We start from the raw sequence: 22,454 nt of genomic DNA on the forward strand, positions 1-22,454 counted from the left end.
AGCTCTGTCGCCTGCTCAGAAGGAATGTCGCCCGCTGCAATGCCTTCAGGCCCGCAGAACGGTGACCTGCCGCCCCACCGGGGTGCGGTCCTGGTCGAACCGGACGCGGTCCTCCATCGGTGATGCTTCAGGCCGGCGATCGAAGATCACCAGATAACCGGTGTCGAGATCAAGCCGGTCCAGATAGCGGTCGAGCTGCGTGAGCCCCTCGTCCACCGGATCCCGCTGACCGGGCCGCCACACCTTGAGTTCCATGGCCTCCCGCTGCACCTGCCCCTCGCCGTACGGCCAGCGCAGGTAGACGTCCAGTCGCCCGGTGCCCGCGGCGTACTCCCTGTCGAGGAAGCCGCCGCCGTTGACGATCCGGTGCAGGTAGGCCATGAGGATGATCTGGCATGCGGCCTCGTGGTAGGCGGCGCCCCGGACCAGGGTCTCGCCGTGCTGCTTCCAGAAGGCGGTGAACTCACGCAGCAGCTTGAGCACGTCCAGACGGCCGTCGGGGAAGACGAAAGACCGCGAATCTTCCCGGATGATGGCTTCCGCACCGCTACCCAGCACGCGCAGGATGACCTCGCGGTAAATGGGGTTGGCGATTTCGAGCACTTTTCCCAGGGCCGCCAGGCCGAGGTCACGCACGTAGGAGAAGTCGTCCTCGAAGCTTTCGTCGTGGTCGACCGGCGTGCCTGCGAGCATCGGTTCGAGCACTCGCTTGACTCGGGGTTCGTGCAGCTTGGCAACAAGAGAGTCCAGGTGGGTGGCGCGGTCACGGATGAGTCGCTCTTTGGCCTGCTCCATGTGCCCGGCAGTGATCGGCTCCTCTGGGGGGACCCGCATCTCCCAGGTGATCTCCCAAGCCAGCGCGTTGATCAGCCAGGGTTGTCCGCGGGTGAATTCGAAGGCCGCTGCGATGGCTTCCTTGGTGAACTCCTGCCCGGTCTCAGCGGTGTGCTGGCCGTACAGCTCCCTGATGTCCTCCGGGGTGAAGTCGCCCAGGCGAAGCGATCTGACCGCGATGTTGAAGGGGCTGATCGCGCCGAGTCGGGCGGGGTCGCCGCCTGAGGCGATCTTGTAGTCCCGTACGTCTCTCAGTCCGCACAACACCACGGAGTTGGGGAAAGGAACGCCTTTGGGGCGATTGTTGTGACCGCGGCGTAGTTGCCGCAGGACCGCGATCAGGCTCTCCCCGTACAGCGCGTCGATCTCGTCGATGAGCAACACGAGCGGGAGCTCGCACTGGGCTGCCCACGCCCGGAGGGCGGCACCCAGCCGTTTGCCCGGAGGGGCCTCAGGCCAGGGGTTGGGCGCCGAATTGGTGCTCCACCGGAGTTCGTCCAGCAGGATCAACTCCGCGGCCTCGTAGTCGTCGCCCGCCACGGAGGCCTCCTCGCAGGAGATCGTCACCGCCACGGCGGCGCCTTCCTTGGTGAGCTCATGCTCCAGGGAATGCAGCACGGTCGTCTTGCCCGACTGACGCGGAGCGTGGATCACGAAGAAGCGATCCAGGTCGATCAACTGGCGCGCCTGCGGCAACCGGGGCTGCGACGGCAGCACGTAGTGGAGCCGGGGGTCGCACGGTCCGGTGGTGTTGAAGTACCTGGCTTTGGCCACCGTCACAGTGTGCCATCGAACGGTGACAGATTCGATCGGATCGACGCACGAGCCGAATCTCACGCTGCCCGCCCGATTGCCCATCCTCGTGCACCATTTCCCTCATCTCGCGTGGCGGCAGATCGTCGAGGAACTCAGACCACGGTCCGAGCACGCACAGCGGGCCGATGGACCATCATGGAGGGTCATCGGCCCGTGCGGCTTCGAGCCTCCGGGGCAGCCGGGACCACCATGGGGAATCATGCGGACCTTTTTCGAGCCGGACCGGGAAGAGGAGTTCGAGGCGGCCAAGGACCTGCTGATCCGCCGCTGCCTGGACTGGGCCGACGACTGCGGACTGGCCTCCGACGACCTGGTGCTGACGGCGGCCTTGGACTCCCGCCATCGCAGCAGAGACGGACGGCTCGCTTCTGGGATGCCGCGCAGGTGCGCCGGTTCCTGCTGGAGTGGATCCCCCGGTACGTCGCCGCACCCCGGGAGGACCTCGACGCCGCCCCGGAAACCCTGATCACGCTGCTGCGTTACCTCGACGCGACCGGCATCCGCGACCCGCGCGGCGCCACGACGGCCGAGTTGGAGAAGGCCGTGGCCGAGGCCGTGAAGGAGTATCCGGCGGCCTTGGCGGACCCGTACCGCCAAGGGCTGGCGAGGTTCTGGGCGCAGGTGGCCATCGACAACGGTGTCAACCCGAGCGACCACAAGGCCCTGACGAAGTTCCAGCGCGATGTCGACGCGGGGCGGGTGGCGTACGACGCGGACGCGCTCGACAAGGTGGCGGAGGCACGCTTCTTCGGACGCGGGCCCGACGAGGAGCGGGCGTTCCCCCAGCCGCCCATCGTCCTGCCGCCCGCGCCGGAGATCGCCGCCGCCGCGGCGCGAAGCGAGACCGTACGGAGGCTGGCGGCGCTGGCCGACTGGGTCGGAACGGAGGGCCGACCGCTGACCAGCGCGGGAAACCTTCGCGTGGCCGACGCCCGCGAGCTGGCCGAGCTCCTCGGCACCGGCTTTCGAGGTCTTCCTCGGCCTCGGCCCGGTGATCGGCGCCTCCGCCTCGGGGTGGGACGTCCGGCCGCCGCCGGCGAGGGTCTTCGACGAGGTGATGGCGGACGTACTGAACAGCGTGTACGGCCTCTCGGACGGGGTCCCCGTGGCCCGCCTCCAGGAGACGGTCTGGCTGGCCTGCCGCGAATACCTGATGCTGGACGATGGGCCGCAGAACCCGCAGCGGCGGAAGGTCGACGACGACCTGGTCGCGGCGCTGGAGACCCTGGCCGAGCTCGGCGCGGTGGAGCTGAGCCATGGCGTCGCCGACGCCTTCTACCTCAGCGACCTGGGCGATGACGACGAAGAGCAACCCTTGCCGCCCGAAGCGCGGGCCCGGCTGCGTGCCGTGCTCACCGAGCCGGGCCTGCTCGTGAGCCTGACCCCGCTCGGCCTGCGGGGTGTGCGCGAGCGGATGCTCGCCGAGGGCCGGGACGCGCCGCTGGTGGGAGAGCTGGCGGAGGCCGCGCCTGGTGAGCTGCTCGGCGTGCTCGCGGAGCACTACCCGCCGGAGGAGGCCGCGACGGAGCTGGCGGGCTGGCTCGCGGCACACGGCGGGGACGTCGAGCCGTTGCTGGACGCCATACGGGCCTGCCCGTTCCGTACCCGCGCGTCCGTCATGCTGAGCACGCTGGTGGAGGCTCGTCCCGACGGCCGGTCGCTCCTCGCGCGTCTGCGCGGGGACCGCGTGCTCGGCCCCATCGCCGTCACCCTGCTGCACGACGTCGGAGCGGTGGGACCCGACGACCTGTCCTCCTCCGAGCAACTCCTGCTCATGACCGAAGGCCTGCTCAACCTGCTGGAGCTGGCCGGTCCGGAGGAGGTCGTGACGCAGCTCGGTCAGATGGCCGGCAGGGAGGCGCCACAGATCATCGAGGCGGTGGCGCAATCCGGTCATCCCGCCATGATCGGCATGGACGAGCTGCGCAGGCTGGTGGCCGAGCCGTTGCGTGCCCGTTCCCACACGCTTCGCTTCGTCGAGGGACCCCGGCCGGGGGCGCGCGGCCGCCGTTCCGGTCACGGCAAGAAACGCAGGCGCTGACCTGCCCCGGGTGTTTTGTACTCGTGGCGTGGTTCAGACGGTACGGGTGAGCACGGCGGTGCGGATGCCGCGGCGCAGGAGAGCGGGCAGGCACAGGATCGTGCCGAGCGCGCCGATCCACACCGTCGACTCCAGCCCGGCGAGTGCCGTGGCCGCGGAGGCGAGCAGGGCGCCGAGCGCGACCGCGCCCCACAACTGGAACCGCTGCACGGCGGACACCCGGCCGAGGAGTTCGGGCGGGGTCTGGGTCTGGCGGAGGGTCAGCGAGATGGGGCTGAACGCGCCCTCGCCCACGCAGTGCACGATGCTGCCGATGACCAGGCCGGCGGCTCCCAGGCTGCCGTGCGCCGCCCCCAGCGCGGGCATGGCCACGATGCCCAGCACCGACACGGTGGCGGCGAGCATGAGCGCGCGCGGACTGCCCAGACGCCTGATGAGGAAGGCCGAGGCGAGGTTGCCGATCGGGTAGCCGGCCGCGGCGGCGCCCACCACGATCCCGATCCACTGCGGCGACAGTCCCAGGACGTTGCGGCAGTACAGGACCAGGCTGGTCTCGACCATGGAGAGGAACAGCACGTAAACGGTGCCGCAGGCGAGGACCGGCTCCAGAACCGGATGCCCGAGCGCGAACCTGAGCCCGGCCGCCACGTCGCGCCGTACCCAGCCCCGCTCCCGCACGGTGACGGCGGGCGGCGCCTCGCGGTGCCGGATCGCGACCAGCGCCACGAGCGAGGCGGCGAAACTGACGGTGTTGGCCAGGAGCGCGCCGGGCACGCCGAGCAGCCCGATGACCGGCCCCGCGGCCATCGGCCCGACCGCCTTCGCGGTCGACTCCGACAGCGCCAGGCGGGTGTTGCCGGTGTGCAGCTCGCCAGGGTCGGGGAAGAGCCCGGGCAGGTACGAGGTGTAGGCGACCTGGAAGAACACCACCGCGCAACCGCTCACCAGCACCAGCGCGAACAACAGGGGGAAACTGAGCACGCCGGTGACCGCCGTCACCCAGATCGCGCCGAACGCGACCACCTGGACGCCGTCGCAGACGAGCATGACGGTACGGCGGGGCAACCGGTCCACGATGGCGCCGGCCGGCAGGCCGAGCGGCAGGAAGGGCAGGAACATGGCGAACGGCAGCAACGCGGCCTGAGCCGGCGTCGCGCCCAGCACCGTCACCGCGAGCAGCGGCAGCGCCAGCGTCATGAACTGGTCCCCGAACAGCGACAACGACTGCCCCGCCCACAGCAGCCCGAAGCTCCGGCGGGCCGTACGCCCGGACGTCTCCGTCATGACGGTCATGCCTGCCACCAGAAGTCCCGCAGCAGCGAGTGGACGGTCTCCGTCTCCTCGACGTGGCCGAACGAGCCGCTGCGCTCCAGCATGTGGAACCGGGCCTGGGGTGCGAAGCGCCGGAAGTCGCGTTGCAACGCCGGGTGCAGCGCCCGGTCGTGGCGGCCGGCCAGCACCATCAGGGGAACGCTGATCTCCTTGAGCCGGGGCCGGAAGTCGGGGATCCTGGCCACCTCACCTCCGATCACGAAATCGACGTCGTCGCCGCAGAAGATCGGATAAAGCTCCTGGTTCCTGGCGCCGGGCTCGTCGGCCAGCAGGGCGGCGTTGGCCGGGTCGTAGAAGCGGACCAGGGTCGCCGCCTTGGCGAACTCCCGCCTGAGCGGCTCGTCCGTGGAGCGCAGCCCGTCCAGCCGCAGCTCCTGGATCCGCTCCCACACCTCGGGGAGCTGGGTGGCCAGCTCACGGTTGATGTTGGCGTGGTTGAGGTGCCACATCTCGGGGCTGTGCAGGGTGTTGGCCAGGGTGACGGTACGCGCCACGGCGGAGTGGTCGAGGGCGATCGCCTGCGCGACCAGCCCGCCGTACGAGAAGCCGTACAGGTGGGCGGGGCCCAGCTGCTCGAGCAGCGCGGCCACGTCGGCGACGTCATCGGCGAAGGTGATCTCGGACAGGTGCCGAGGACGGCCGGAGCGGCCGCGGCCGAACAGGTCGACGTAGATCACCCTGTGGTCCGCCGCCAGGCCGTCGAAGTGCGGGTGGAAGATCACATGCGATCCCGCGGGGCCCAGTCCGGCGAGCAGCACCACGGCGTCGCCGTCCCCGTGCTGCTCGACCCAGATGCGCCGGCCGCCGCGGATCTCGTACGCCTGACCAGGGGGATGTTCGATCATGGCGCTCATCTTGGCCCGATCGGGGGGCGGGACGACGGCGGATATCGGACCTTTCATTTGGGGGTCGTCCGCGCGCCGGCCGAGACCCGGTGAAAATCGGCTGGGAAACTGTCGGTGCCCGGTGATAGAAAGCAGGTTCGATACTCGCGTGCTCGTGCCCGGGGGAGGGCCTGCCAGTGACCACCAGCAGTTCGGAGTTCTCTGTCTCCGGCCCGAGCTACAACCGGCGCGGCCCGGTGCGCTGGCTCTGGTCCCATCTTCGCCGGCATCCGGCGCACCTGCTCGGGTTCCTCGGCGGGTCGCTGGTCATGGTGGTGCTCAACGCCATGGTGCCGCTGTTCACCGGCGACGCCTTCGACGCCGTGCTGGGGCGGCAGGCCGAGCCGCTCGACGCGCTCGGCTTCATCGCGCTCGCGCTGCTGGCGATCGTGCTGGCGCGGGGGCTGTTCGACCTCGTGGCCAGGCTGTCGAGCGAGGTGCTGGCCAAGCGCCTTGAGCGGGACGCGCGCGACGAGCTCTACGTGAGCCTGCTCGGCAAGAGCCAGACCTTCCACAACCGCCAGCGGGTCGGCGATCTGATGGCCAGGGCTGCCAACGACATCCGGCAGCTCTCCATCATGATCACGCCCGGGGTCGACCTGATCGTGGACTCGGGGCTCACCGGGCTGGTGCCCATCTTCTTCATCGGGGCGATCGACCCGCGGCTGCTGCTGTCGCCCGGGTTGTTAGCCGTCGTGTTCACCGTGGCGCTCTGGCACTACATGCGGCAGCTCAACCCGGTGGCCACGCGCATGCGCGAGCAGTTCGGCGACCTCAACGCCGGGCTCAACCAGGCCGTGCGCGGCATCGAGGTGATCAAGGTGACCGCGCAGGAGGCGCAGGAGCGGCGGCGCTTCCGCGCCGACGCGCGGCTCTACCGCGACCTCTTCGTACGCAACGGGCTGGTCCAGGCCCGCTACCTGCCCACCCTGCTGTTCTCCTTCGCCATGGCCGGGGCGCTGTGGCACGGCCTCTACCTCCAGGGCATCGGGGCGATCACCATCGGCGAGCTGGTGGCGTTCATGGGGCTCATGGGCCAGCTCGGGTTCCCCACGCAGATGTCGATCTTCACGTTCTCCCTGATCCAGATCGGCATCGTGTCCTCGCGCCGGATCCTGAGCGTCGTCACCTCCGACAGCGAGATCGAGCAGCGGGCCGAGGGGCACGCCGCGCCGATCAGCGGGGAGCTCGTCTTCGAGGACGTGACGTTCGGTTACGAGGACGACGAGGAGCCGGCGGTGCGCGGGGTGACGTTCACCGTGCGGCCGGGGGAGACGGTGGCGATCGTCGGCGAGACCGGGTCGGGCAAGAGCACGCTGACCAAGCTGGTGCCGCGGATCTACGACGTCACGTCAGGTCGGATCCTCGTCGACGGCGTGGACGTGCGCGACTGGGACCTCGACTCGCTGCGGTCCCAGATCTCCACCATCGAGCAGGACATCGTGCTGTTCTCGCGGTCCGTGTCCGAGAACATCGCCTTCAGCCTGGGGCAGCGGGCCGATCACGAGGCCGTGGTGCGGGCGGCGGAGGACGCCCAGGCCGCCGAGTTCATCTCCGAGCTGGACGACGGCTACGAGACCGTGATCGGCGAGCGCGGGGTCACGCTCTCCGGCGGGCAGCGGCAGCGGCTGGCCATCGCGCGGGCGCTGCTGACCGATCCGGCGATCCTCGTGCTCGACGACTCGACCAGCGCCATCGACTCCGCCACCGAGGACAGGATCCAGCAGGCGATCGGGCGCATCCTCGAGGGGCGCACCACGCTGCTGATCACCCACCGGCTCTCGCAGATCCGCTGGGCGGACAAGGTGCTCCTGCTCAGACGCGGCGAAGTGGTTGACTTCGGCACCCACGACGAGCTGATCGCACGCAGCCGGCTCTACCGCCGGATCTTCGCGCACTACGACGAGGTCGAGCTGGACGGTGATGGCGACGTGGACGGTGATGGCGACGTGGACGGGGTGCTGGCCGCGGAGCAGGGAAGGGTGCGCTGATGGGCTTCGTCATGGACGGCCTCGACGCCGAGGACTACGACCGCACCTACAGCGACCGGGCCCTGCTACGCCGCATCGTGTCGTACTTCCGGCCCAAGCTGGGGTCGATGGTCCTGGTCGCCACCATGATCGTGCTGCTGTCCGCGAGCCAGGCGGCCGTGCCGGCGCTGGGCAGCCTGGCCGTCGACGCGGTCTCCGACGGCACCATCGGCTCGGTCGGCTGGCTGCTCACGGGCGGGATCCTGGTCACCGGGGTGCTCTCGTGGGTGTTCAACTTCATCCGGCAGAAATACAGCGCGCAGGTCACCGGTGACGTGGTGCTCCGGCTGCGCGAGGACGCGTTCGACGCGGTGCTGGCGCGCGACCTGTCGTTCTACGACGAGACCCCGTCCGGCAAGATCGTCAGCCGGGTGACGTCCGATACCGACGACTTCGCCACCGTGTCCACGCTGACGATGGACCTGATCAGCCAGGTGCTGATGGTCGGCTTCGTCACGGTCCTGCTGTTCGTACGCAGCGTCGAGCTGACGTTGCTGACGCTGCTGGTGGTGCCGATCGTGGTGGGCCTGGCGCTGATGTTCCGGCGGCTGGCCAGGATCAGCACGCGCAGGGCGCAGCGCTCGCTCGGCCGGGTCAACGCCAACCTGCAGGAGACCATGGGCGGCATCGCGGTCGCCAAGAACTTCCGCCAGGAGCAGCAGGTCTACGACGAGTTCCGGCCGATCAACCGGCAGAGCTACCAGGTGACGCTGCGGCAGGGGTTCGTCTTCTCCACCATCTTCCCCGTGCTCTTCCTGGTGGCCGGGCTCGCGACGGTGGGCCTGGTCCGGCTGGGCGGCGCGCAGGTGCTCGACGGCGGGCTGTCCGCGGGCGACTGGTACCTGTTCCTGCAGGGCGTGTCGCTCTTCTGGTTCCCGCTGACGTCCATCGCCGCGTTCTGGTCCCAGTTCCAGCAGGGGCTGTCCGCGTCCGAGCGCGTCTTCGCCCTGATCGACGCCCCGCCGCGGGTGGTGCAGAGCGCCGCCGAGCCGCCGGGCAGGCTGGCCGGGCGCATCGAGTTCCAGGGCGTCACCTTCGGCTACGACGCCGCCAGCCCCGTGCTGCGCGACTTCGACCTGCGCATCGAGGCCGGGGAGACCGTGGCGCTGGTCGGCCACACCGGCGCCGGGAAGTCGACGCTCAGCAAGCTGATCACCCGGTTCTACGAGTTCCAGGAAGGCCGCCTGCTGATCGACGGGCGCGACATCCGCACCCTTGAGCTGGGCGCCTACCGCAGCCAGATCGGCGCGGTGCCGCAGGCCCCGTTCCTGTTCAGCGGCACGGTCGCCGACAACATCCGCTACCCGCGGCCGGAGGCGGGCGATGACGAGGTACGCGCCGCGGCGGCCGCGGTGGGCGGCGGCGACTGGATCGAGGCCCTGCCCCACGGGCTGGAGACGGACGTGGGCGAGCACGGGCGGGCGCTGTCGATGGGGCAGCGGCAGCTCGTCGCGCTGGCCCGGCTGCTGATCCAGGACCCGGCGATCGTGGTCCTGGACGAGGCCACGGCCAGCGTCGACCCGCTGACCGAGGCCCAGATCCAGGAGGGTCTCGACCTGGTGCTGGCCGGGCGGACCTCGATCGTCATCGCGCACCGGCTCTCGACGATCGAGCACGTCGACCGCATCATCGTGCTGGATCACGGGCGGATCGTGGAGGAGGGCGACCACGCGACCCTGCTGGCCCGTGGGGGGCGCTACTGCGAGGTCTACAACACCTACTTCCGCCACCAGTCCCCCAACTACCGCGCCGGCTCCGGCTTCGTCTCCGTGACGAGCGGCGGCTCCGGCTGACCACCCGGCTCGCCGCTGTTCAGGTCGCCAAGTACGTCGCCTTCGACAAGCGGCGCCGACTTCAGGTCGCCAAGTACGTCGCCTTCGACCAGCGGCGCCGGCTTCAGGTCGCCAGCTCGTCGCCTTCGACCAGCCGGGTTGGCTTGGCGAGCAGCGCGAACCTCCCGGTCAGCCAATCGGCGAGCAGGTCGCGCTCGACGAGCAGCAGCCTCTGGCGCGCGTCGGTCGCCTCCTGACGGGCCTGGCGGGTGAGGCGCCCCGAGGTGATGAGCACGCCGGTGTGCCCGGTGAAGGCGTTGGCCAGGGCTCCGAGGAAGTTGCGGACCGCCGGTGCGCCGACGCTCTTGTTGTAGCGCTTGCACTGGACGGCGCAGCGCGTGCCGTCGGGCGCGACGGCGGTGATGTCCACACCGCCGTCCCCGGCGCCGCCCCGGATCCGCACCCGGCGGAACCCCTGGGCGATCATGCGCTCGGCGACCAGCTCCTCGAACTGCGGCCCGGTCATGAGGTCGACCTTCTCCAGGGCCGCGTTGGCCGCGAGGAACTGCAGGCGGCGGGCCTGGATGACCCGGTGCCGCAGGAAGAGCCCGCCGCTCAGGGCCGCGATCAGGACGACGGTTATGGCCATCGCCCATCCCGGATATTCGGTGATGAAGTAGACCACGAAAACGATCGCGACGACGGCTCCCGCCAACCCCATCAGCCGAAGATCGTCGATGCCGTTCGACTTTCGCCGCTTGTTGCCCCGTCTGGATCCCCTCGCCATGGGTCCCTCCTGGAAGACCGGTGTTTGCTGGCGAGTATGAAGCGCGGCACCGACAAAGCGGCCGATGTTGTCAGGTCGGCGGGTGCCGGTGGGCTGGGTGGTCTGTAACGATTGTCCATTTTCGTGACAGGTGTGGTAAATCTTCTCCGTCACGCTTGTCACGGAGGCCCCATGCGTACCTTGCCCATCGTCGGCTTGACCACCTTGATGCTCGGGCTGGGTACCCACGCCGCCGTCGCCGAGCCCCCGGAGGCGGATGCGCCGCTCGCGCGGCAGGTCCCGACGACGTTCGCGGCCGGGAACGACTACTGGACGCCGGAGCGGATGCGGGCCGCCCAGCCGCTTGCCGCCCCCGATGATGCGGGGAGCGGCGCGACCAGGAGCGCGACGCCGTACGCGGCGCAGGAGCAGGTGGACATCGCGCCCACCCCGTCGGCCGGTACGAAGCGGTGGGTCACCCCGTACGTCACCTCGGCGGCCAAGCAGCGGACGTGGAAGTCCGGCGGCCTCATCGCCAAGACGGCGGGCAAGGTGTTCGGCACCGGCGGCAACGGCAAGGACTTCGTGGCCTCCGGCAACGTCGTGACCAGCGCGGACGGGGACGTCGTCGTCACCGTCGGGCACGCGATGATCGACGGCGAGGGCCGGTGGAGCACCAACCTGGTCTTCGTCCCGGCGTACCAGAACGGCGCGGCACCCTACGGCAAGTTCGTGGCGCGGACGATGTTCATCTGGTCCGGCTACTACAAGGACGGCGCTCACCAGCCGCCGTTCGACTTCGGCATGCTGGTCGTCAAGCCGGTGAAGGGCAAGACGGCCGTGCAGACCGTGGGCGGCCAGGGCCTCAGGTTCAACTCCACCGCCGCCGGCTCGTCCAACCTGCTGCTCGGCTATCCGAGCAACGGCAACGGTGGACAGACGCTGCAGTACTGCAGCGGCGCCTCGGTGACCCCGGCGTACGGGATGAAGTACGCGTTCCTGTGCGACATGGGCGGGGGGTCCAGCGGCGGCCCGTGGTTCCAGAGCTTCAACAAGATCACTGGTACCGGTTACCAGATCTCCACCCACGCGCTGCGCAACAGCACCACCAGCTACGGCTCCTACTTCGGCCCCGAGGCGCTCAAGACCTTCCGCGCCGCAGAGGCCGCCTGAGCGCGCCGCCGTCCGCGTCTGCAACTGCTGCCCAGGCGCTGCCGATCACGCTGCGGCGGTTGCCCGAGCGCTGCCGATCACGCTGCGGCGGCCGTCTGAGCGCGGTGCCGACCACCTTGGCCCGCCGCTGACCACCTGGCCCGCCGAAGGCTACTCTTGAGGCTTTTGTGACAATAGGGGGAAATGTGACCACACTCAGCCGCCGACGGCTCCTCCAGGCGGGCGCGGGTGCCGTGCCGGCGATCGCGCTCGGGGCGCGTCCCGCGTCGGCCGCCGTGGCCGAGCCGCTGACCACCGGTGTCGTGCCGAGCTCGATGGCCGGGTTCGACAAGGCGATGAAGACGTTCATCACGGAACGGGACATCTCCTGCGCCCAGCTCGCGGTCGCCAAGAACGGCAAGATCCTGCTCGCGCGCGGCTACGGGTTCTACTCCAAGACGGGCGCCCCCATCGTGCGGGTGCAGCCGACGTCCCTGTTCCGGGTGGCGAGCCTCAGCAAGAGCCTCACGGCGGCCGCGATCGTCCGCCTGGTCCAGGACGGCAAGTTGACCCTGGGAACCAAGGTGGCCACCCTGCTGGGGCTGTCCACCACGGCGGACCCCCGGCTGGCGAACGTCACCCTGTGGCGCCTGCTCCAGCACCTCGGCGGCTGGGACAGGAACGTGTCGAAGGACCCGCTGTGGAACGACGCCACGATCTCCGCGTCGCTGGACGCGCCGCTGCCGATCGACCACGCCGACATCATGAAGTACGTCACCGCGAGGAAGCTCGACTTCGACCCGGGCGCGAAGTTCGTCTACAGCAACTACGGCTACATGCTGGCCGGGCGGATCATCGAGAAGGTCTCCGGCATGAGCTACGAGTCGTACGTGCGGCAGAAGCTCCTCGCCCCCGCCGGGATCACCCGGCCGCGGCTCGGCCGCAGCCTCCGCTCCGAGGCCTTCTCCACCGAGGTGACCTACGCCTCGAAGTACACCAACAAGAGCGTCGTGGACCAGTCGGGCGCCGTCGTGCCGTACCCCTACGGCGGGTTCAACATGCCCAACCAGGACGCGAACGGCGGCTGGCTCGCCTCGGCCGTCGACCTGGTCAAGTGGGGCTTCGTCTTCGACGCCGCCGGGCCCGTGCTCAACTCCACGTCGATCTCCCGGATTTTCGCCAAGCCCGAGACCGGCGTGACCGCCGGCGGCTCCTGGTACGGCCTCGGCTGGTACGCGCGCAACAACAACGCCGGCGGGCTGAACACCTGGCACACCGGCAGCATGCCCGGCACGTACAGCTTTCTCGCGCGGGTGCAGAACGGCGTCAGCTACTGCGCGATCTTCAACCGCAGGGAGGAAGAGGGAACGCCCGACTTCGACGCGATCGACCCCATCCTCGGCGAGGCGATCGGCACCGTGAAGACGTGGCCCACCACGGACCTGGCGCCCAAATACTTCTGAAAGCACCCTCGTGACCGCCAATGTTGCGTCATGTAACGTCGCGGGAAAGGTAAGACCTACCGAGGAGCGGTAGATGGCCGAGGAGCAGCGACTCGACGCGACAGGTCAGCAGCAGACGAGAAGGCAACTGGTCCGGGCGGTGATCGCCTCCGCCGTGGGGACCTCGATCGAATGGTACGACTTCTTCCTCTACGGCTTCGCCGCCAGCACGATCTTCGCGGAGCTGTTCTTCCCCAAGAGCGACCCGACCACGGGTCTGCTCCTGTCTCTCGGCACCTACTTCGGAGGATTCGCCGCCCGGCCGATCGGGGCGGCGATCTTCGGGCACTACGGCGACCGGATCGGCCGCAAGGCCACGCTCATCATCACGCTCGTGAGCATGGGCATCGCCACCGCGCTGGTCGGGCTGGTGCCGACGTACGAGCAGATCGGCATCTGGGGCGGCATCCTGCTGACCGTGCTGCGGCTGCTGCAGGGCATCAGCGTCGGCGGTGAGTGGGGCGGGTCCGTGCTGCTGGCCACCGAGTGGGGGAAGTCGCGCGGCGGGCGGCGGGGGTTCCTGGGGAGCTGGCCGCAGTTCGGGGTGCCCGTCGGGCTCGTGCTCGGCTACCTGGCCCTCGAGGTGTTCCAGCCGCTCGACCCCGACTGGGGCTGGCGCATCCCGTTCCTGCTCAGCATCGTGATGGCCGGCGTCGGCCTCTACATCAGGCTCGGCATCCTGGAGACGCCGGTCTTCACCAAGGTCCTCCAGGAGAACCGGGTCGAACGCGTCCCCGTACGCGAGGTCATCGTCAGGAACTGGCGGGAGATCGTGCTGAGCGCGCTGCTCCGGACCGGGCAGCAGGCGCCGTTCTACATCTTCACCGTCTTCATCCTCACGTACGCCACCAAGACCCTGGGGTTCAAGGCCGGCGACATCTACCCGTACGTCATCGCCGCCGGGATCGTGTCGCTGTTCACCGTGCCCTTCTGGGGATACGTCTCGGACATCGTGGGGCGCCGCAAGCTCTACATCATCGGCTCCGCGGCCATGGTGGTCTGGTCGTTCGTCTACTGGCCGCTGCTGGACACTCGCGTCCCCTCGCTGGTCCTGCTGGCCATCGTGCTGGCGGCGCCCATTCACGACATCCAGTACGGCCCGCAGGCCACGTTCATCGCCGAGAGCTTCACCGGGCGGCTGCGCTACAGCGGGGCCTCGCTCGGCTACCAGCTGGCCTCGGTGACGGCGGGCGGGCCCGCGCCGCTGATCGCGGTCTGGCTGTACGCGACGTACGAGAGCTCGTTCGCCATAGCCGTCTATATGGCGATATGTGCGCTGATCAGCGTGGTTGCGGCGTTCGCTTTGAAGGACCGGTCGAAGCAGGACTACGCCGTCGAGTACGACGACGTACGCGAGACCGAGACCAGCCCTTGAGTCACGCGTCGCTCGGGCCCGGCGTCCAGCCGGTGATCTGAGACCAGCCGTCGGCCTGGCGGAGCGTGTCCCAGATGAACGGCCGCTTCGCCTCGACGTATCGGTGCCGCTCGTGCCGGAACTCGGCCGCGAGACGCCGCTTGACCGCCGCGTACTCGGCCGCTGTCCCGGGGTGGGCGCGCAGGTAGTCGCGGAAGAGCAGGGAGAGCTGCTGGGAGAAGCTGCCCAGCACGCGTACGTGCACATGCGTGCGGCGCTCGCCCGGCGCCTCGCGGAAGTAGCGCTTGGTCAGGTCGGGATTGTCCGCCCGGTACACCAGGCCGAGGCTCTCCAGCGGCGACCTGAACGCCTCCGGCGGCTCGAACGACCGCACCGACACCTGGACGTCGATCACCGGCTTGGCCGCCAGGCCGGGCACCGCGGTCGATCCGATGTGATCGATCCGCGGTGCCACGTCGCCGAGCCGCCGTCGCAGGGCCTCGCCGATCCTGGCGAACTCCTCGTGCCAGGCCGGGTCGTGGTCGGCTATCTCGACGGGATCTGCCATGCGCCGATTATCCAGGGTCGCCTCAGCCGAAGGCGCGGACCTCCAGGAGCCCGACCGAGCCCTGGCCGCTCTGCAGCACGACCCGCAGTCTGGTGGTGCTGACAGCGGTGAACGTGACCGGGTTGTAGGCCCCGGCCGTGATCCCGTACGCGCTCGCACCGGGCACGTCCGCGTACGCGCTGCCGTTCCAGTACTGCAGCTTCCACGAGGCGGGCACGCGCACGCCGCCGCCGTCGTCGAAGAAGTAGACCTCGGCCGACTTGATCGTCTGGGTCGAGGACCAGGTCAGCTCGGCCCACTGGGTGCCGGTCTCCGGCCAGGTGCCCCAGCGCGGGCTGGGTACGAGGCCGTCGTTGACAGCCGCGACGCTCTCCCAGGGCGAGGTGTACGAGGCCGAGGGGGTCGCGCTCGAGGCCAGGTTGACGGGCGTGGGGTTGCCGCCCCCGCCGCCGAAGGCGAGGTCGTCGTCGCTGAAGATCGGGTGGGACGGGTTGACGTCCGCCTCGCCACCGCCGCCGTCGCAGCGCCGGTCGGGGTTGAACATCAGGTACGTGCCCGACGAGCAGGCCGTCGCCGGCTCGGCGTCGCCGCCGACGACCACGCTGCCGCCGAGGTTGGCGCCGCCCTGGACCAGCGCGCTGTTCTTCACCACGGCGTTGCCGCCGACGGTCGCGCCGCTGTTGACCCAGGACAGGTCCTCGATGCGGGCGTTGCCGCTGACCGTGCTGTTGCCGTACACGGCGGCCCGGGGGCCGACGTAGGCGGTGGCGGCCACGTTGGCGCGGTTGTCCACCCAGCCGCCGCCGTTGGAGTGCCAGTGGCCGCCGCCCGGCGCGGCCGGCTTCACGTGACCGGGCTCGAAGCCCCACGGTGTGGCGCCCTGCAGGCGGAACTGGTACGGGTAGCGGTAGTTCTTCGGGTAGCCGTCGAGGAAGGCGTACTTGTGGACGGCGCTCGGGGCGCCGACGACCACGAGGTAGACGTCCTTCTCGCCCGCCTGGGTCTGGAAGGTCACCTCGCCGTTCGAGGAGTTGTAGATCGGGCTGTAGCGGGGCGTGCCATTCTTCACCGCGACGAACCCGTACGACCAGCCCGATCCGGCCGCGGAGTTGACGTGGCCCCTGAACCGCATCCGGATGAGCGCGCCGTCGCTGCTCGGGACGAGGCGGATCTTGTTGTAGCCGTAGTCGGAGGGGGCGATGGCGTCGGAGACGCGGAAGTGCCCGGCCGCCGCGTTGACCGCCTGCGCCTCCACGCCGTTGTAGGCAGTGACGAAGGGATACAGGCTGTTGATGAACGGCATGAAGTCGGCGCGGTTGGAGTAGTCCCACGTCACGTTGCGCTGGGCGTACTCACCCAGCCGCCGGTTGAGCTCCGCCTGGTCGATGCCGGCGATGCGGCGGTAGGTCTCCAGCGGGTGCTCGTTGCTCCTGGCCTCGTTCCACAGGCGGTTGAACATGGCCAGGCCGTCGCGGTCCTTGATGTACTGCAGCAGCATCCAGTTGCCGTAGTGGTGCCGGCTGCTGCTGTAGGCGAGGTTCTCGGTGCGGATGAACCTCGTCAGGTCGCCCGCGGCCGTCTTCGGGTAGACCTGCATGGCCATGAACTCGGCGCTGGTCTCCCAGAACGTGCCCGCGCTCGGGTCCGTGAACCCGTAGCCGGACCTCCCGAGGAACGTGTAGTTCTGGAACACGTGCCCCAGCTCGTGCGCCAGCCCCCAGGAGCCGGGGAGCGCGGCGGCGGGGGCGATGTTGATGACGCCGACCTTGCCGTCGGTCGAGCCGCCCGTCGCCCACGCGTCGAGCGGCGCGTTCGACCACGTCCTGGTGACGATGACGATGATCTTGTACTGGGCCAGCAGCCCGGTCTCCGGCGTGAACTTCATGGTGTTCACGTAGAAGGAGTAGAGGGTCTCAAGCTGGCTGAGCATGTTGTCGGGGTCGAAGTTGTACGGGGAGGGCGCGGTCTTGGGGTTCGTGCCCGATCGGTCGCCCCATAACAAGATGAAGTTCGCGGACTCCTTCGTACGGTCGTTGGCCCACGGCACCTCGCCCGTGCTCTGCCACCGCGCGGGGATGAAGACGGCTTTCGCCGCCGCCGTGGCCGCCGGGGTGGTCGTGAGGAACGCGGTGACCAGCATCAGAAGGGCGACCGTCGCCGCCCGCAATCGTCTCATTCGGAAACCTCCGAGCCGCTCTTTTTGTTAGCGCTAACACTGTGCGTTATGTCACATATTTTGGAGCGGCATAGAGTGTTGAGGTTCGCAACAGAGACTGTCAAGACCCGGTGAAACTTTCAGTTCCGAAAGGCCGCCTCCGCCGCGTTCGCCTGCGCGAGCTTCTCCTGCTCGGCCGTCCACCCGACGAACTCCCGCTCCAGCGTGGTCCCGGCGGTGGTACGCGCGTCGGTGCTGATCGTGACCGCCAGCCCGTCCTCCAGGAGCGGGATCGCGGGGTGCTCCGCCAGGCCGGGGACGGCGCCGGTCAGCACGTTGCTGACCGGGCACATGTCCAGGGCGATCCGGTCGCGGCGCAGCCGTTCGAGCAGCGCGGAGTCGCCGGTGCAGCGGACGCCGTGCCCGATCCGGCAGGCGCCGAGCACGTCGATCGCCTCCCACATGCTCTCCGGGCCCGCCGCCTCGCCGGCGTGCACCGTGCAGGGGAGACCGGCCGCGTGGGCGAGGTCGAACGCGGCCCGGTGCGGCGTGGCCGCGTACAGCAGCTCGTCGCCGGCCAGGTCGAGCCCGGCCACCTTGTCGCGGTGCCGCAGCGCCGTCTCGGCGACGGCCAGGCTCTGCTCCGGCGTCTGGTGCCGCAGGCAGCACAGCAGCAGCCCGGTACGCACTCCCGTCGCCGCCTCGCCCGCCGCCAGGCCCTCGGCGACGGCCTCGACCGCCTCGTCGATGGTCATGCCCAGGCGCCCGTGCTGCTGCGGCGCGAAGCGCGTCTCGCCGTAGACCACGCCGTCCGCGCTCCAGTCCTCCACCAGCTCGCGGGCGGCCCTGCTCAGCGCGTCGGGCGTCTGCAGCACCTGGAGGGGCACCTCGATGTACGTCAGGAACCGGCCCAGGCTGCCGCACCCGGCGGGCGCCGTCACGAGCTGCTCGACGGGGGCTTCCAGGGTGATGCCCTGGCGGCGCGCGAGATCGGCGATCGTGCTCGGGCGTACCGATCCGTCGAGGTGGCAGTGCAACTCGTAACGCTGGTTCATCGCGGTCCCTCACAGGTGTCGAAGAGCAGTTGCTTGAAAGCGGTCTCGTCCACCCGCCGCACCAGTGTCAGGTTCGGGGCGGGGGCCGAGCGGCGGCGGTCGATGATGAGCTGGCCGCGGGTCTCGTCGCCGAGCGCGACGTCCACGTACGCCCGCTCCCGCTCGACGGCCAGCTCGGGCCGGAGCGCCACGGCCATGGCGACGGGGTCGGGCAGGTCGTAGCCGGACAGGCCGGTGACGTCACGGGCCCACTCGGCGACCATGCGGTTGACGCGGTGGGCGAAGGTGGCCATGGGGGTGCCGAGCTGCTCCAGCCGGAGCTGGTCCGCCGGGGTCATCACGGCATCCCGGCGCGAGACGTCCCAGCCGATCCAGGTCACCTGGTCCGGCGTGGCGGCCTGGAGCACCACGCGGGCGGCCTCGGGGTCGGCCCACACGTTGAACTCGGCGGTGGCCGAGACGTTGCCCCACAGGTCCGCGGCGCCGGCCATGCAGTACACGTGCCGGTACCGGGAGAGCAGGTCGCGGTCGCGGAGCAGGGCGGCGGCGAGGTTGGTGAGCGGCCCCAGGGTGACCAGCGTCAGCTCGCCGGGGAGGCGGCGGGGCGCGGTCAGCAGGACGTCCACGGCGTGCTCCCGCTCGGCGGCCCGCAGGGGGTCGGGCAGGCCCAGATCGCCCATCCCGTCCTGGCCGTGCACGTGCTGGGCGGTGGACAGCGGGCGGGTCATGGGGCTCTCGCAGCCCTCGTGGACGGGGATCTCCGGGCGGCCGGCCGTCTCCAGGGAGATGAGCGCGTTGCGGGTCGCGGTCGCCAGGGGCACGTTGCCCGCCACCGTCGTCACCGCACGTACGTCGGCCAGGCCGCTGGCGGCGGCCAGCAGCAGCGCCACGGCGTCATCCGAGCCTGTGTCGGTGTCGACGATCAAGGGCAGCACGGTCACCTCTTGTCTAATCGTTTAGAACTGCCAAGTGCATATCTAATCGATTAGATGCGAGAATGTAAACCGCCATGAGGAAACGTCCGAGCACTCTGGCCGACGTGGCCCGCCGAGCGGGGACCTCGACGGCGGTGGTCAGCTATGTGATGAACAACGGGCCCCGTCCCGTGGCGGCCGCCACCCGCGAGCGGGTCCTGGCCGCGGCGGCGGAGCTCGGCTACCGGCCCAACCGCATCGCCCGCGCGCTGCGCTCGCGCACCACGGGCGTGGCCGGGCTGGTGCTGGCCGACGCGTCCAACCCCTACTTCGGGGCCCTGGCCAGGCACGTCGAGCGGGCGCTCGAGGGCCGCGACCTGCTCACGCTGGTCGGCAACGCCGGCTACTCGGCGCAGCGCCAGCGGCATCTCGTCGAACGTTTCCTGGCCGCCCAGGTCGACGGCCTGGTGATCGTCTCGGCCGACTCCGTGGGAGACGTGGCCGAGGTGGCCGAGGCGGCCGGCGTACCGGCCGTCTACGTTCACAACGGGCCTCCGGGCGCGCCCGTGGCGGCCGCCGACAACCAGGACGCGGTACGGGAGGCGGTCGCGCACCTGAGCGGGCACGGGCACCGGCACATCGCCTTCCTGGCCGGCCCCGACGACGAGGGACCCGTGGGCGTGCGGCGGGCGGCCTGGCAGGCGGCCGTCCCCGGCGCCGAGCTTTTGCGCTGCGACTACTCGCGGGCCGCCGCGGACGCCCTGACCCGCCGCCTCGCCGACGCGGGCACCCTGCCGCATGCCCTGGTCACGGCCACGGACGAGCAGGCCATCGGGGTCCTGTCCGGCGCCTGGGCCCGCGGCGTCGCCGTCCCCGACCGGCTGGCCGTGATCAGCCTCGACGGGACCCCGGAGAGCGCCCACACCGCTCCGGCGCTCACGGTGACCGAGCAGCCGCTCCAGGCCATGGCCGAGCAGGCCGTGGCCCTGCTGTTCGACGAGGCGGCCGCCCCGCTCGCCACTCGCGCCGCCCTGATCCCGCGGCGCAGCTGCGGCTGCGGAGGAGGAGATCTGGACCTACTCTCGTAAGAGAAGGGATAGGTCCATGGACATCAACATCGTGCTCGGAGTCATCGCCTTCTTCCTCTTCTTGGTGGTGGTCACCGGGGTGAGAGTCGTCAACCAGGTCGAACGCGGCATCGTCTTCCGCTTCGGCCGGGCACAACAGCAGATCCGCGACCCGGGCCTGAGGTTCCTGATTCCCGGGGTCGACCGCATGCGGAAGGTCAACGTCCAGATCGTCACGATGCCGATCCCCACGCAGGAGGGCATCACCAGGGACAACATCTCCGTACGGGTCGACGCCGTCGCCTACTTCCGGGTGCAGGACCCGATGCGGGCCGCGATCGAGGTGCAGAACTACCTGTTCGCCGTCGAGCAGGTGGCGCAGACCTCGCTGCGGTCCATCATCGGCAAGAGCGAGCTGGACGACCTGCTGACCAACCGCGAGGAGCTGAACAGGGGCCTCGCGCTCATGATCGACAGTCCGGCGCTCGGCTGGGGCATCCACATCGACCGCGTGGAGATCAAGGACGTGCAGCTGCCCGAGGCCATGAAGCGGTCGATCGCCCGCCAGGCCGAGGCGGAGCGCGAGCGGCGCTCCAGGGTGATCGTCGCCGACGGCGAGCTGCAGGCCGCGAGCAAGCTGGCCGACGCCTCGGGCATCATGGCCCAGACGCCGGGCGCGCTGCAGCTGCGCCTGCTGCAGACCGTGGTGGAGGTCGCCGCGGAGAAGAACTCCACGCTGATCATGCCGCTACCGGTCGAGCTGCTGCGCTTCTTCGAACGGGCGACGCAGAACGCCGCACCGGCCGAGCCCGCCACGGTCGGCTCCGAACGGGTGCGGCCCGAGCGGCCCGCGCTCACGGAGGAGGAGGGCGTTCCCGAGCTGCCCGCGCAGCGGAGCGAGAGCGAGTCGGCCCTTGAGACCGGACAGAAGTCAGGTGATCTCCCGCTGACCCGGTGAGAGCCACTCGGCGATGTCGGCGACCACGGCCGGATCGACGTGCTGGGGCGGCTCGTACTCCGCCGGGGTCGAGGGGCCCGCGCCGGGGAAGAACAGGTGGTTGCCGGCGTCGTGGACGCGGAACGTGACGTCCGGCCGGTGCGCGAGCCCGGCCCGCCACCGCGCCAGGTCGTCGTCGACGGTCACCTGGTAGTCGCGGCCGCCCTGGAGGATGAGCATCGGCTTGTCCAGCGCCGCCGCCGTCGCCACGGGGTCGTAGCCGCGCATGTCCAGCCAGTACGAGCCGGAGAAGCCGAACGGCAGGTCCTCGGCCGGCGTGGCGGGCGACAGGTCCGGGCCGGCGACCGTGGCGGCCTGCCGGGTGATCATCTCGACCGCCGCCTGCCAGTCGGGATTCACCGAGGCGAGGTAGCGGACGACGCGTACGGCCGCCTCGTGCATCGGCTGGGCGTCACCGGCCATGATCACCAGACCGGCCACGGACGGCTCGGCGGCGGCGATCCGCGGGGCCGCCTTGCCGCCCATGCTGTGGCCGAGGACGAAGACCCGCCCGGGGTCCACCTCCGGCCGCCGCCGGAGCAGGTGGACGGCGGCGACCGTGTGCGGGACGTACTCGTCGGCCATCGTGAAGTCGCCGGCCAGCCGGTCGGCGTGGACGTGGGTGACCTTGTCGTAGCGCAGCACCGCCACACCCCGGCTCGCCAGGCCCCAGGCCAGATCCTTGAGCGGCTTGTTCGGCCCGCTGGTGGCGTCGCGGTCGAACGGCCCGCCGCCGCTGAGCAGCACCACACCGGGCCACGGGCCTGGACCGCGCGGCAGGCTCAGCGTCCCGGGCACGGCCGACGGGCCGGAGCCGACGGTGACCTCGTGCTCCTCGAACCGCTCCGGGCGGGCGTAGGCCGGCGGCTCCCACACCGCGGTGTCCAGGGGTGCGAGGCGCAGGCCGTTCAGCAGGCCGGCGTCGTCCACCGACATGACGACCGCGAGCCCTCCGCGCTCGCACGTCACCGGAACGCTCACCCTGACCAGCCCCGCCCGGATCGGCTCGCAGGCCGGCTCCCCGACGGCGGAGACGGGCCCGATCTCGGCGGCCCAGACGGCCCGCAGCGCCTCGGCGGACACCTGAGCCCGCAGCGGCCCCGCGAACAGGCCCTCGATTTCCGTGAAGCGTCCCTCGCGGGCCATCTCGACGACCGTCGTGGCGGTCGCCGCCGGGTCGGCTGCCATCACGTCCCAACCTTTCTCGATTTATGC

General features: G+C 70.2%; 19 protein-coding genes. 9 read left to right on the forward strand and 10 right to left on the reverse strand.

Features of this window, described 5'->3' with window-relative positions; genetic code table 11:
- Window positions 1-45: 45 nt before the first annotated feature.
- Window positions 46-1,608 (reverse strand): ATP-binding protein, encoded by a 1,563-nt coding sequence (locus AB0J87_RS29615; RefSeq protein ID WP_363970319.1) that lies wholly within the window; start codon window positions 1,606-1,608, stop codon window positions 46-48.
- A gap of 241 nt (window positions 1,609-1,849) precedes the next feature.
- On the opposite strand from AB0J87_RS29615, the gene AB0J87_RS29620 reads away from it, so the two are divergent.
- Entirely contained in the window at window positions 1,850-2,116 is a 267-nt protein-coding gene (locus AB0J87_RS29620; RefSeq protein WP_363970321.1) for a hypothetical protein, read from the forward strand.
- A gap of 13 nt (window positions 2,117-2,129) precedes the next feature.
- Here the strand turns inward: AB0J87_RS29620 and AB0J87_RS29625 are convergent, their stop codons facing one another.
- Entirely contained in the window at window positions 2,130-2,609 is a 480-nt protein-coding gene (locus AB0J87_RS29625; protein WP_363970323.1) for a hypothetical protein, read from the reverse strand.
- 32 nt (window positions 2,610-2,641) lie between these two features.
- On the opposite strand from AB0J87_RS29625, the gene AB0J87_RS29630 reads away from it, so the two are divergent.
- Complete coding sequence (locus tag AB0J87_RS29630) at window positions 2,642-3,691, forward strand: hypothetical protein (RefSeq protein ID WP_363970325.1); 1,050 nt, start codon at window positions 2,642-2,644, stop codon at window positions 3,689-3,691.
- 33 nt (window positions 3,692-3,724) lie between these two features.
- Here the strand turns inward: AB0J87_RS29630 and AB0J87_RS29635 are convergent, their stop codons facing one another.
- Window positions 3,725-4,984: an MFS transporter gene (locus AB0J87_RS29635; protein ID WP_363970327.1), complete on the reverse strand. Its 1,260-nt coding sequence runs from the start codon at window positions 4,982-4,984 to the stop codon at window positions 3,725-3,727.
- Entirely contained in the window at window positions 4,981-5,868 is an 888-nt protein-coding gene (locus AB0J87_RS29640; RefSeq protein ID WP_363970329.1) for an alpha/beta fold hydrolase, read from the reverse strand. The genes AB0J87_RS29635 and AB0J87_RS29640 overlap by 4 nt, the downstream gene beginning before the upstream one ends.
- Window positions 5,869-6,044: 176 nt before the next feature.
- Between AB0J87_RS29640 and AB0J87_RS29645 the strand changes: the two genes are divergently transcribed.
- Together AB0J87_RS29645 and AB0J87_RS29650 are read left to right on the forward strand one after the other, a co-directional pair.
- A complete protein-coding gene (locus tag AB0J87_RS29645) occupies window positions 6,045-7,898 on the forward strand; it encodes an ABC transporter ATP-binding protein (protein ID WP_363970331.1) in 1,854 nt (617 codons plus the stop codon).
- On the forward strand, window positions 7,898-9,730 hold the full coding sequence (locus AB0J87_RS29650; protein WP_363970333.1) for an ABC transporter ATP-binding protein: 1,833 nt from the start codon (window positions 7,898-7,900) through the stop codon (window positions 9,728-9,730). The genes AB0J87_RS29645 and AB0J87_RS29650 overlap by 1 nt, the downstream gene beginning before the upstream one ends.
- Window positions 9,731-9,833: 103 nt before the next feature.
- Here AB0J87_RS29650 and AB0J87_RS29655 read toward each other — a convergent pair whose 3' ends face one another.
- Window positions 9,834-10,496 carry a restriction endonuclease gene (locus tag AB0J87_RS29655; RefSeq protein ID WP_363970335.1) on the reverse strand — a complete coding sequence of 221 codons (663 nt, stop codon included), beginning with the start codon at window positions 10,494-10,496 and terminating at the stop codon, window positions 9,834-9,836.
- Window positions 10,497-10,667: 171 nt separating this feature from the next.
- Between AB0J87_RS29655 and AB0J87_RS29660 the strand changes: the two genes are divergently transcribed.
- The 3 genes from AB0J87_RS29660 to AB0J87_RS29670 all read left to right on the forward strand — a co-directional run bounded on the left by AB0J87_RS29660 (window position 10,668) and on the right by AB0J87_RS29670 (window position 14,504).
- Window positions 10,668-11,648, forward strand: a complete 981-nt coding sequence (locus AB0J87_RS29660) for a hypothetical protein (RefSeq protein WP_363970337.1) — start codon at window positions 10,668-10,670, stop codon at window positions 11,646-11,648.
- 185 nt (window positions 11,649-11,833) lie between these two features.
- The gene (locus AB0J87_RS29665) at window positions 11,834-13,090 is read left to right on the forward strand and encodes a serine hydrolase domain-containing protein (protein WP_363970339.1); all 1,257 of its coding nucleotides are present in this window, start codon (window positions 11,834-11,836) and stop codon (window positions 13,088-13,090) included.
- Window positions 13,091-13,163: 73 nt separating this feature from the next.
- Complete coding sequence (locus AB0J87_RS29670; protein WP_363970341.1) at window positions 13,164-14,504, forward strand: MFS transporter; 1,341 nt, start codon at window positions 13,164-13,166, stop codon at window positions 14,502-14,504.
- A gap of 1 nt (window position 14,505) precedes the next feature.
- On the opposite strand, the gene AB0J87_RS29675 is transcribed toward AB0J87_RS29670, so the two are convergent.
- The 4 genes from AB0J87_RS29675 to AB0J87_RS29690 all read right to left on the reverse strand — a co-directional run bounded on the left by AB0J87_RS29675 (window position 14,506) and on the right by AB0J87_RS29690 (window position 19,196).
- Complete coding sequence (locus tag AB0J87_RS29675) at window positions 14,506-15,051, reverse strand: GrpB family protein (RefSeq protein ID WP_363970343.1); 546 nt, start codon at window positions 15,049-15,051, stop codon at window positions 14,506-14,508.
- A gap of 22 nt (window positions 15,052-15,073) precedes the next feature.
- Window positions 15,074-17,227, reverse strand: a complete 2,154-nt coding sequence (locus AB0J87_RS29680; RefSeq protein ID WP_363970345.1) for a DUF6055 domain-containing protein — start codon at window positions 17,225-17,227, stop codon at window positions 15,074-15,076.
- 119 nt (window positions 17,228-17,346) lie between these two features.
- The gene (gene add, locus AB0J87_RS29685; RefSeq protein WP_363970347.1) at window positions 17,347-18,261 is read right to left on the reverse strand and encodes an adenosine deaminase; all 915 of its coding nucleotides are present in this window, start codon (window positions 18,259-18,261) and stop codon (window positions 17,347-17,349) included.
- The gene (locus AB0J87_RS29690) at window positions 18,258-19,196 is read right to left on the reverse strand and encodes a nucleoside hydrolase (RefSeq protein ID WP_363970349.1); all 939 of its coding nucleotides are present in this window, start codon (window positions 19,194-19,196) and stop codon (window positions 18,258-18,260) included. Before AB0J87_RS29690 ends, add begins: the two co-directional genes overlap by 4 nt.
- Before the next feature lie 74 nt (window positions 19,197-19,270).
- Between AB0J87_RS29690 and AB0J87_RS29695 the strand changes: the two genes are divergently transcribed.
- Both AB0J87_RS29695 and AB0J87_RS29700 read left to right on the forward strand, forming a co-directional pair.
- Window positions 19,271-20,263: a LacI family DNA-binding transcriptional regulator gene (locus AB0J87_RS29695; protein WP_363970351.1), complete on the forward strand. Its 993-nt coding sequence runs from the start codon at window positions 19,271-19,273 to the stop codon at window positions 20,261-20,263.
- A 16-nt stretch (window positions 20,264-20,279) separates the two neighbouring features.
- On the forward strand, window positions 20,280-21,200 hold the full coding sequence (locus tag AB0J87_RS29700) for a slipin family protein (RefSeq protein ID WP_363970353.1): 921 nt from the start codon (window positions 20,280-20,282) through the stop codon (window positions 21,198-21,200).
- On the opposite strand, the gene AB0J87_RS29705 is transcribed toward AB0J87_RS29700, so the two are convergent.
- Window positions 21,174-22,427 carry an alpha/beta hydrolase gene (locus AB0J87_RS29705; RefSeq protein WP_363970355.1) on the reverse strand — a complete coding sequence of 418 codons (1,254 nt, stop codon included), beginning with the start codon at window positions 22,425-22,427 and terminating at the stop codon, window positions 21,174-21,176. The two genes, AB0J87_RS29700 and AB0J87_RS29705, sit on opposite strands and share 27 nt — an antisense overlap.
- Window positions 22,428-22,454 lie beyond the last annotated feature (27 nt).

It is taken from the genome of Nonomuraea sp. NPDC049625 (assembly GCF_040675285.1).
In the GTDB taxonomy this organism is placed as follows: Bacteria; Actinomycetota; Actinomycetes; order Streptosporangiales; family Streptosporangiaceae; genus Nonomuraea; species Nonomuraea angiospora_A.

Excerpts from the sequence above, each read along its gene's own strand:
- AB0J87_RS29695 (WP_363970351.1), top strand. The coding sequence starts at position 19,271 with ATGAGGAAACGTCCGAGCACTCTGGCCGACGTGGCCCGCCGAGCGGGG.
- AB0J87_RS29660 (WP_363970337.1), top strand. The coding sequence starts at position 10,668 with ATGCGTACCTTGCCCATCGTCGGCTTGACCACCTTGATGCTCGGGCTG.
- AB0J87_RS29675 (WP_363970343.1), bottom strand. The coding sequence starts at position 15,051 with ATGGCAGATCCCGTCGAGATAGCCGACCACGACCCGGCCTGGCACGAG.
- AB0J87_RS29620 (WP_363970321.1), top strand. The coding sequence starts at position 1,850 with ATGCGGACCTTTTTCGAGCCGGACCGGGAAGAGGAGTTCGAGGCGGCC.
- AB0J87_RS29635 (WP_363970327.1), bottom strand. The coding sequence starts at position 4,984 with ATGACCGTCATGACGGAGACGTCCGGGCGTACGGCCCGCCGGAGCTTC.
- AB0J87_RS29700 (WP_363970353.1), top strand. The coding sequence starts at position 20,280 with ATGGACATCAACATCGTGCTCGGAGTCATCGCCTTCTTCCTCTTCTTG.
- add (WP_363970347.1), bottom strand. The coding sequence starts at position 18,261 with ATGAACCAGCGTTACGAGTTGCACTGCCACCTCGACGGATCGGTACGC.
- AB0J87_RS29705 (WP_363970355.1), bottom strand. The coding sequence starts at position 22,427 with ATGGCAGCCGACCCGGCGGCGACCGCCACGACGGTCGTCGAGATGGCC.
- AB0J87_RS29680 (WP_363970345.1), bottom strand. The coding sequence starts at position 17,227 with ATGAGACGATTGCGGGCGGCGACGGTCGCCCTTCTGATGCTGGTCACC.
- AB0J87_RS29650 (WP_363970333.1), top strand. The coding sequence starts at position 7,898 with ATGGGCTTCGTCATGGACGGCCTCGACGCCGAGGACTACGACCGCACC.
- AB0J87_RS29640 (WP_363970329.1), bottom strand. The coding sequence starts at position 5,868 with ATGATCGAACATCCCCCTGGTCAGGCGTACGAGATCCGCGGCGGCCGG.
- AB0J87_RS29655 (WP_363970335.1), bottom strand. The coding sequence starts at position 10,496 with ATGGCGAGGGGATCCAGACGGGGCAACAAGCGGCGAAAGTCGAACGGC.
- AB0J87_RS29670 (WP_363970341.1), top strand. The coding sequence starts at position 13,164 with ATGGCCGAGGAGCAGCGACTCGACGCGACAGGTCAGCAGCAGACGAGA.